The following is a 9207-nucleotide window of genomic DNA, read 5'->3' on the forward strand; positions in this document are numbered from 1 at the left end:
ATAGTCGCGCCAGACAATCAGCTGAACTCACCGTGAAATTCGGTAATGTTCTTCAGGTCAAATAGGCAGGTGCTGCTGGTGGCATCGCACCTCTATGGTTAAACTATATCGGCAGCAATATCGTATCTCTGGGAAAACAAATAACTATTCAAAAGGAATGAGTGATGCTCAAAAAAGTTGTATTCACCACTATCGTTATCTTCTCGTCATGTGTTTCAGCGAAAACGATGAAAGATTTTTTTTCTGACCATCCTGCACTCTACGAAAATATTTATACGAGGCAGGCCATTAAGGAGCAAGCAGATGGTCTGGCGGCTTTAGATGCGATGAGTGAGGATATGCCCATCACCTCGTTAGCGAAAAAGCAAAACCAGCTGATGCATGATGAAGGTTATAACTATGCCGACCTGGCATTAAGAGACCTCGTGACTTACTGTGACGATGAAGATACCGCGAAGCTAAATCGCTTACGAGATGCGGAATGCCAAATTATCGTCAGTGAAGCGGATAAATAAATATCCACATGAAAAGCGACAAATAATTGTTGCTGTCATAGAAACAATAATAAATCCCACTTCGGTGGGTTTTTTTATGAATGAAATATTTAGCTATTCATTAGTTAACGGGTGTCGGGTAGTTGTTATTTATCCACCCGACTTACTCTTTCCGTTAAATAAGATTATTTTAAAGACGTCTGAAGAACCAGGCCGTTCGAAACGAGCCTGGGTTTTCGGTGATGTATGAAGCCACTTAATGCACAGGGGGTAACGTATTAAACCACTTATGATTCTACGGCTCTAACTCTTTTCCACCATTGTTAACCAATATTGCAGCGATATCATTATGGTTATTTGCTTTGGCTCTGACTAGAGGACTATATCCCTCACGGTCAGTCGCGTTGACATCAGCGCCTTTCTCTAAAAGAAATAGCACAATCTCTTTGTTACCAACCATGCTGGCTAAATGCAGTGGGGTATAGCCATTTTTATTTTTTGCTTTAATTAAATCAGGTTTTTCGCTCATAACTTTAACTGCTTCGCTATTCTTATTTGACCAAATAAGATCACCTAAATCTGAGCTATTGGCGAAAGTGGAAAATGAAAAGAGAATAGTGACAAGAAATGATAAGGCCAACTTCATGACGTGCTCCATTGCTGCGTTACGTATCCATAAACAGAATGCAAAGAGTAGCATCCCTATAAAATCAGGAGTATCTGTTAATTTAAACAGCTCTCCCATGGTGGCTGTTTTTGAGGATGAGGGCGCTAAATTAATTCTCTTTGGGGATGTAGGGTATCGAAAAATTCATTATGTAACATCGTGCATTTTGGCATGACGACTACTATTAAATAACCAGCCTTTAATGAACGAGTGACTTACGGTCACCTTCCAGTGGGGTACTAATATAAGAGGTTGTTATGATGAATGAGAATTATATTTTAGGTTATTCAGACCGAGAGATGGAAAGAATTGCTTTTCAAGCAGGAATGCTTGAACCGATTACGACACGCATGTTGCATGCAGCCAAAATTACTGATGGGCAAGATATTTTAGATATCGGCTGTGGTTCGGGGTATGCCAGTCAGTTAGCCGCCAAACTTGTAGGGGAAAGGGGGTCTGTGACAGGAATAGAACAAAGTGGGATCGCCGTTAACCTTGCGAGTAGCGGAGGTATGAATAACACCTCATTTATTCATGGACGGTTTGAAAAATACGAATTTGAAAAACAGTTCGACATTGTCATGGGAAGAGCGGTTTTGCTCTTTCAGGATGATGTTGTTTCATTTCTCAAGAGAGCCGCGAAATGGGTCAAACCGGGTGGTTACCTGGCATTCCATGAAATCGACGATGCAAGACAATTCCAATCCAATCCACCTGTAGCGCTTTGGGACCGGACGATGAAAGAGCTTCTTCGCAGGCTAAGGTATGGCTGTCCTCAGTATGACATTGGACAACGCTTTGTTCAGGTGTTTGATGAAGCTGGGCTGGCAACACCCAGTGTATCCTATGAGATCCCTGTAGCGGGGGGACGCGCTGAAGATCTCTGTCGCTGGGCGGTTGAAACATTATGCAGCTTATCAAACCAACCTGAACAGGTCGTCTTTTCAGATGGCGCTGTAATGGACCCGATGGAGCTATTGGCTTCGTTGCAAGAGAATATAGTTAACGCGCGATCGCAAGTGGAATTTTTAGGCCAGGTTTGTGCTTGGGTCCAAATTAGATAGCGTAGCCAACATGACGAGACATGAATGGCAAGTGCTTATCATGATTGTTCGTCGGTTGAATATCTTCAATCAGTAACCGCTCACTCACGAAGTGACATATATTCTTAGTCAGCTATAAAGAAGGGTCTCTAAAACACGTAACGACATTTCGTATTCCCACCGTCATTACTTTTATTTGTTCTCTTCTGTCTAAAAACCGGTTCACTCAAGATGACACCAAGCTTCATTTTTACAACCCGCCTTGTCATCACACTCGTCATCTCCGCAAAGCGGGCACGACGCCAAACATGATGAGGCGTGAGCATCCTGAGAGGGCGCTTCTCGTTTGGGGGGAAAACCGTCTAAATTCGGTTGGCTAGCTGGCGTGGTGACAAAGTCAAATGCTGAGTGTTGCGGGTTAAACCGTCGGTGAATTTTACCATCATTTTACCATAGTTTTACCATCGGCAAATTTCAGGCGAAAAAAAACCAACCGTAAGAGGTTGGTTTTTCTAGGGATATTTGGTCGGCACGAGAGGATTCGAACCTCCGACCCCCGACACCCCATGACGGTGCGCTACCAAGCTGCGCTACGTGCCGACGCTGTGGGGGCACATATTACCGTTTCCAGATCTGAATGCAATAGCTGAACGTCACGACTGCTTTAGATTTAGGCAGTTAGTTGGCTATGAATCGCCTTTCGTCCGTTAACACCTGCAACAGCAGACCTAATTGCGGTTTTTCTGACATAAGCTCGCGACCTTCCTGATCGTAGGTTCGGTAGCTGCCGTGCGTACCCAGCAAAATAATCTGTTCCGGCGTCGTAATGGACAGTAAATCGTCGCTGCCGTTAGTCAGCCAGGCGTTGCGTCTTTCTGCCGTAAACAGGTCTTCGCCTTGAGAAAAATCTTTCGTTGGCGTCTGTACGTGCAGTAAACGCTGCATCAGCGTCGTCATGACGTCCTTATGGTCCGTCATCTTGCTGATGGTCTGGGCTGGCGTACCCGGCCAATGAACCACCAGTGGCACCTGATAAAGCGAACGGGCCATCGGCATTGGCATGTTATCCATCAGATTAGCGGGCGTGCTCTGAGCGGCGGTGACGACGACGACGGTGTTATCCAGCAGATTCTTGTCGCGTAAGCCATCGAGCATCCGCGCAATCTGGCGATCCAGCGTCGCGTTATCCTGACGGTAGCGGCGCTGCTGCTCGGACGTCGATTGATTCGCGTTGACGTTATGGTTCAGTTCGACGTAGGAGAACCAACGGGCGCCTGACGGGTGTCCGTCCAGCCATTTCAGCCATTGAGTCGCGATCGCGTCAGTGCTTTGCGGAGCGGCTTCCGGCAACGAGAAGTCAGAGAGCAGAGCCTGTCGATAAAGCGGGCTGCTGAAACCCGACGATGAGAACAGGCTGAACTGGTAACCCTGCTGCCCAAGCGCCCCGATCAGTGCCGACGGCTTGCTGCTGGCCAGAATGCCATCCATATACGTGCTGGAGATACCGTAAAACAGGTTGAGCAGTCCCGCATTGGGTTCGCTGCCTGCGCTAAGATGATGGCTAAAGCGCACGTTCTCTTCTGCAAAACGCGCCAGATTCGGCATCGCCTGCGGCGTGTTTTCCGGCAAGCTGTCGACGACCACCAACAGCAGGTTGTAGCCGCTGCCCGTGTCGCGGAAGGTGATGTCGTTCAGCGGATATTCGACGGATAACGCCTCGGGATTCCCCTGCTGCGTGAGTCGACGCTGGTACTCCTGCGCGTCAAGCAAGCCATGCTTCTCCAGAAAACGGCGAGCCGTCATCGGGTAGGACAGCGGCAGGTTGGAACGCTGCATGGTGATCGCCCGGTAGAAATTGGCATCGGCCCAGATGTACATCACATGCGACGCACAGAACGCGGCGATGAATATCCCGGCGAGGGGTTTGCCGAAACTACGCCGATTGAGGCTGCGCAGCTTCTGCCAGCACCAGGTGCCGAACAGCATTTCGACCATGAAAATGATGGGCACGCTGATGAATAACAGCTGCCAGTCGCGGGCCGTTTCGCTCTGGTCCGGGTTGGTGACCAGCTCCCACACCGTGAGATTGAGATGCAGATGGAAGCGGGTAAATACGGCGGAGTCTACGATAAGCAGCGTCAATCCCGCTGTCGCCACCACCGCGGAAATCACGCGCAATAGGCGCTGCGACATCACGAAGAATGTGAGCGGGAAGAGAATCAGCAGGTATATCGCAAACCCGATAAAGCTAAAGTGGCCCAGCCAACTGACCAGCGCATAAATGCGCCCGGTCAGCGAGGCAGGCCAGTCGGCAACAAACAGATAGCGGCTACCCAGTCCCAGACTGAGGAGAATATTGAAAAGAGCAAACCAGTGTCCCCAACTAATCATCTGGGAGACTTTTTCGCGGTAGCGCGGGCGGTTGGTTACCATAAAGAGATCGGCATCAGTGTGTGTTGTCAGCTTTCACCGAAGACTGCAGCGCTTCGGCAAAGGAACGCGCCAACATCTGACGTTGGGCCGGAGCGACGCTGGTATTCAGCAGGTTTGTGACCATGTTTCCCAGCACCATCAAAGCAAGATCGGTTGGTGCGCGATGTTTTTCCAGAATATTGACCAAATCTGACAGCAGTTGTTCAACTTGTTCGTCACTATAACGGGATGATTGTGGCATAAAATGGTGATTCTCAGACGGTTAAAGTCGAACATATTACCGTATAGAGGCACCGTTTTCCGCACTTTTATTGCTTTAGACAATGTCAGTGACGGGACGACGCGACCACGGCGGATAAGGTTGCAGCAACTACGCTGAGGTGCTTGAATACGCACCTTGCTAAAAGGAGAGTCTAACATGAGTCTGGATATCGACCAGATTGCCCTGCATCAGTTAATCAAGCGCGATGAGCAAACGTTGGATTTAGTGCTCCGCGATTCGCTGCTGACCCCCAATGACGCCGTGAATGACATGATGGCCGAATTGCATCGGGTATATAGCGCGAAAAACAAAGCTTACGGTGTGTTTAACGAGCAAAGCGAGCTGGCGGATGCGCTGCGGGCTTGTCGCAAAGGCGATGAGGACTTCCTGGCATTTACCCGCGCAGCCACGGGCCGTTTGCGCGACGAACTGGCGAAGTACCCGTTTGCTGACGGCGGCATCGTGCTGTTCTGCCAGTACCGTTATCTGGCGGTCGAGTACCTGCTGGTGACTGTCCTGAACAGCTGCAGCAGCCTGCGCGTCAACGAGCAGCTGGATATCAGCAACACCCACTATCTGGACATCAACCACGCCGACATCGTGGCCCGCATCGATTTGACGGAATGGGATACCAACCCCGAATCCACACGCTATCTGACGTTCCTTAAAGGCCGGGTGGGACGTAAAGTCTCCGACTTCTTTATGGATTTCCTGGGCGCGGCGGAAGGGCTGGATACCAAGGCGCAGAACCGCGGTTTGCTGAAAGCGGTCGATGAGTACTGTGCTGAAGCGGCGCTGGATAAGAACGAGCGTCAGGAATACCGTCAGCAGGTTTACAGCTACTGCAACGAACAGCTACAGGCTGGAGAAGAGATTGAACTGTCCTCCCTGTCGCAGGAACTGCCGCCTCTGGGCGACAAAACGCTGGAAGCCTTCACGACGGAACAAGGTTACGAGCTGGCGGAGAGCTTCCCGGCGGATCGCAGTACGCTGCGTCAGTTGACCAAGTTCGCCGGTAGCGGCGGCGGTCTGAGCCTCAACTTCGACGCGATGCTTTTGGGCGAACGCATCTTCTGGGATGCGGCGACCGATACGCTGACCATCAAGGGAACGCCACCTAACCTGCGTGACCAGCTGCAGCGACGACTGAGCGGCGGCGGCGATCGCTAACGGAGCCGAACGGCGGCGGGGTGTGTTCTGCCTTCGCCGACGAGATTTATCGCCTTTCCTGAAGGCGCCGTTCCCCTCCGGTTTAGCGACAGGCGCGGCGTCGCGTCTGGTATTTTAATGGTATTTGTCACTCGGATGCAGACTGCCTTATGATGGCGATTCTGCATCCGTTTTCATTGCGTGAGATTCCCGTGCAATCTAACCTCAATATGCTGCTGGCGGTGTACGATCGTGCCGCCTTGATGCTGATTTGTCTCTTTTTCCTGACCCGAACGCGCCATTTCCGGCAGCTGTTGCAGCAGGATGAGCATTCGCCGTTCGACCTGTTCGTCGTTACGGCGATCTTTTCCCTGTTCGCGCTGTTCAGCACTTGGTCCGGCATTAATGTCGATGGTTCGCTGGTGAATGTGCGCGTAGTGGCTGTGATGTCCGGGGGGATTTTGTTCGGCCCTTGGGTCGGCATTACCACTGGTATCATCGCCGGGTTACACCGTTATCTTATCGATATGCACGGCATCACGTCGGTGCCTTGTCTGGTGACCAGCATTGTGGCCGGATTTATGTCCGCTTGGATTCACCTGCGGATCCCTCGCAGCAAGCACTGGAGCATCGGTATCGTCGGCGGCATGCTGTGCGAAACGCTGACCATGCTGCTGGTGGTGCTGTGGACGCGACCTGTTGCGCTGGGCTTGGACATTGTGGGCCATATTGCGATCCCGATGATCCTCGGCACCGTCAGCATCGGGCTGATCGTCATGCTGGTCCGCAGCGTAGAAGGGGAGAAAGAGGCGATTGCCGCCCGGCAGGCGAAGCTGGCGCTGGATATCGCCAACAAAACGCTGCCGCTATTTCGGCACGTCAATATTGAGTCGTTGCGCAAGGTGTGCGACATCATCCGCACCGACATTAACGCGGATGCGGTGGCGATGACCAACACCCAGCAGGTGCTGACCTACGTCGGCGTCGGTGAGGAAAAATATCATAGCGGGGATCGCGACCTCAGCCCGACCACGCTTCATGCGTTGAAAAGTGGAAAAATCATCATCAAAAATAATGATGAGGCGCATCGTACGCCGGAAATCCACTCGATGATCGTCATTCCGCTGCGGGAAAAGGGCAAGGTCACGGGAACGCTGAAAATTTACTATCGCCATGCCTACCGTATCACCTGGTCATTGAAAGAGATGGCGATCGGGCTGTCGCAGATTATCTCCACGCAGTTGGAGGTGTCACGCGCCGAGCAGCTGAGAGAAATGGCGGACAGGGCGGAGCTGCGGGCCTTACAGAGCAAGATTAACCCGCACTTCCTGTTTAATGCGCTGAATGCTATCTCGACATCGATACGGCTGAACCCGGATACGGCGCGTCAGCTGATTATCAATTTGTCGCGCTATTTGCGCTACAACCTGGAGCGCAACGACGACGAGCTGATCGATATCAAAAGCGAGCTGTATCAGGTCAAGGATTACATCGCCATTGAACAGGCGCGCTTCGGAGATAAGCTGACGGTGCTTTATGACATCGATGAGGACGTCAGCTGCCATATTCCCAGTCTGCTGATTCAGCCGTTGATCGAAAACGCCATCGTACATGGCGTCCGCCCCTGTAAGGGCAACGGCGTGGTGGTGCTTAGTATTCAGGAAGTGGGCGACCGCATTCGCGTCGCGGTACGAGATACCGGCAGCGGTATCAGCGATGAAGTGATTGAACGCGTCGCCAAAAATGAAATGCCGGGGAATAAAATCGGCCTGCTTAATGTGCATCACCGTATCAAGCTGTTGTATGGCGACGGTCTGCACATCCGACAGCTGAAACCGGGCACGGAAATCGAGTTTTACATCAGTAAAAACGGGGCGTCGCTGCCGGAAAGCGCGGTAGCCTTCCCTCCCTGAGTCAAGTCATCAGGATATTTTAGTGAAAGCGATTATTGTTGAAGATGAATTTCTTGCTCAGCAAGAGCTGAGCTGGCTGCTCAAAGAGCACAGTCAGATTGAGGTGGAAGGGGTCTTTGATGACGGCCTCGACGTGCTGAAATACCTTCAGCACCACAAGGTGGACGTCATCTTTCTGGATATTAATATTCCATCGTTGGATGGGGTGCTGTTGGCGAAAAATATCAGTCAGTTCGCCCACAAGCCGCTGATCGTGTTTATCACCGCTTATAAAAACCATGCGGTCGAAGCATTTGAGCTGGAGGCGTTCGACTACATCCTGAAGCCGTATCACGAAACGCGCATCGTCAGTATGCTTCAGAAGCTTGAGGCGGCATGGCATCAGCAACAGACGACAACGGCGGTAGGCGGCGCGGGGCGTTCGGCGCCGATGACCATCAATCTGGTGAAGGATAAACGCATTATCGTGACGAATATTCACGATATCTATTATGCGGAATCGCACGAAAAACTGACGTTTGTCTACACCAAACGCGACGAGTATGTCATGTCGATGAACATCACTGAATTTTGTAGTCGATTGCCCGAAGCCTACTTCTTCCGCTGCCATCGCTCCTACTGCGTTAACCTGAGTAAAATTCGCGAAATCGAGCCGTGGTTCAACAATACCTACATCCTTAAACTCAGTGATTTGGATTTCCAGGTGCCCGTGAGCCGAGGCAAGGTCAAAGAGTTCCGGCAGTTGATGCGCCTTTAAAGGCAGTTCATTCCCTCCACGCAGCAGTTCATGCCCTTACTAAACTCAAGGATGAGTCTTCTCTTTATAATGGTGTTATTCAGCAGGTGCCTTTACCTGCTCATTTCAACACCAGAAAATTAATGAGGGATCCGGAATGAACGCCAAACCGGTAAATCGTGCAGTGATTGTGGCAGGGACTATCCTGGCGCAAATGGGTCTGGGAACTATTTATACCTGGAGCCTCTACAACCAGCCTCTGGTCGACAAATTTAACTGGTCACTGGGCTCTGTCGCCACGACCTTCTCCATTACCAGCTTCTTCCTCGCTTTCGCCACCCTGTTTGCTGGCCGCATTCAGGAACGTATCGGCATTCGTAAACTGACGTTAATTTCCGGTCTGGTGTTGGGACTGGCTCTGATGTGCAGCGCCTACGTCACTTCACTGACGGCTATTTGGCTGCTGGTCGGGGTGGTGGTCGGATTCGCCGACGGTACGGCCTACATCAC

General features: G+C 51.1%; 9 protein-coding genes and 1 tRNA gene. 6 read left to right on the forward strand and 4 right to left on the reverse strand.

Going from position 1 to position 9207, the window contains the following annotated elements; all coding sequences use genetic code 11:
• Nucleotides 1-164 precede the first annotated feature (164 nt).
• On the forward strand, nt 165-515 hold the full coding sequence (locus Q7O77_RS10540) for a hypothetical protein (protein WP_085651439.1): 351 nt from the start codon (nt 165-167) through the stop codon (nt 513-515).
• Nucleotides 516-789: 274 nt separating this feature from the next.
• Here the strand turns inward: Q7O77_RS10540 and Q7O77_RS10545 are convergent, their stop codons facing one another.
• Nucleotides 790-1239, reverse strand: coding sequence for an ankyrin repeat domain-containing protein (locus Q7O77_RS10545; protein ID WP_304166744.1), 450 nt, complete (start codon nt 1237-1239; stop codon nt 790-792).
• A 179-nt stretch (nt 1240-1418) separates the two neighbouring features.
• Here Q7O77_RS10545 and Q7O77_RS10550 point away from each other — a divergent pair, with 179 nt between their 5' ends.
• Nucleotides 1419-2225: a bifunctional 2-polyprenyl-6-hydroxyphenol methylase/3-demethylubiquinol 3-O-methyltransferase UbiG gene (locus Q7O77_RS10550; RefSeq protein ID WP_304166746.1), complete on the forward strand. Its 807-nt coding sequence runs from the start codon at nt 1419-1421 to the stop codon at nt 2223-2225.
• A 502-nt stretch (nt 2226-2727) separates the two neighbouring features.
• On the opposite strand, the gene Q7O77_RS10555 is transcribed toward Q7O77_RS10550, so the two are convergent.
• The 3 genes from Q7O77_RS10555 to Q7O77_RS10565 all read right to left on the reverse strand — a co-directional run bounded on the left by Q7O77_RS10555 (nt 2728) and on the right by Q7O77_RS10565 (nt 4878).
• A tRNA-Pro gene (locus tag Q7O77_RS10555) sits at nt 2728-2804 on the reverse strand.
• Between the two features lie 78 nt (nt 2805-2882).
• Complete coding sequence (gene yejM, locus Q7O77_RS10560; protein ID WP_304166749.1) at nt 2883-4637, reverse strand: LPS biosynthesis-modulating metalloenzyme YejM; 1755 nt, start codon at nt 4635-4637, stop codon at nt 2883-2885.
• 13 nt (nt 4638-4650) lie between these two features.
• Entirely contained in the window at nt 4651-4878 is a 228-nt protein-coding gene (locus tag Q7O77_RS10565) for a YejL family protein (protein WP_094102156.1), read from the reverse strand.
• 177 nt (nt 4879-5055) lie between these two features.
• Between Q7O77_RS10565 and yejK the strand changes: the two genes are divergently transcribed.
• From yejK to Q7O77_RS10585, 4 genes are all read left to right on the forward strand, one after another.
• Nucleotides 5056-6069 (forward strand): nucleoid-associated protein YejK, encoded by a 1014-nt coding sequence (gene yejK / locus Q7O77_RS10570; protein ID WP_304166753.1) that lies wholly within the window; start codon nt 5056-5058, stop codon nt 6067-6069.
• 149 nt (nt 6070-6218) lie between these two features.
• Nucleotides 6219-7961 (forward strand): sensor histidine kinase, encoded by a 1743-nt coding sequence (locus Q7O77_RS10575; RefSeq protein ID WP_304166757.1) that lies wholly within the window; start codon nt 6219-6221, stop codon nt 7959-7961.
• Between the two features lie 22 nt (nt 7962-7983).
• Nucleotides 7984-8718, forward strand: coding sequence for a LytTR family DNA-binding domain-containing protein (locus Q7O77_RS10580; protein ID WP_304166760.1), 735 nt, complete (start codon nt 7984-7986; stop codon nt 8716-8718).
• Nucleotides 8719-8854: 136 nt separating this feature from the next.
• Nucleotides 8855-9207, forward strand: a 353-nt coding sequence (locus Q7O77_RS10585; protein WP_304166763.1) for an MFS transporter, incomplete at its 3' end; no start/stop codon positions are given.

Origin of the sequence: Lonsdalea britannica (assembly GCF_946477055.1) — a bacterium.
Lineage (GTDB): Bacteria > Pseudomonadota > Gammaproteobacteria > Enterobacterales > Enterobacteriaceae > Lonsdalea > Lonsdalea britannica_A.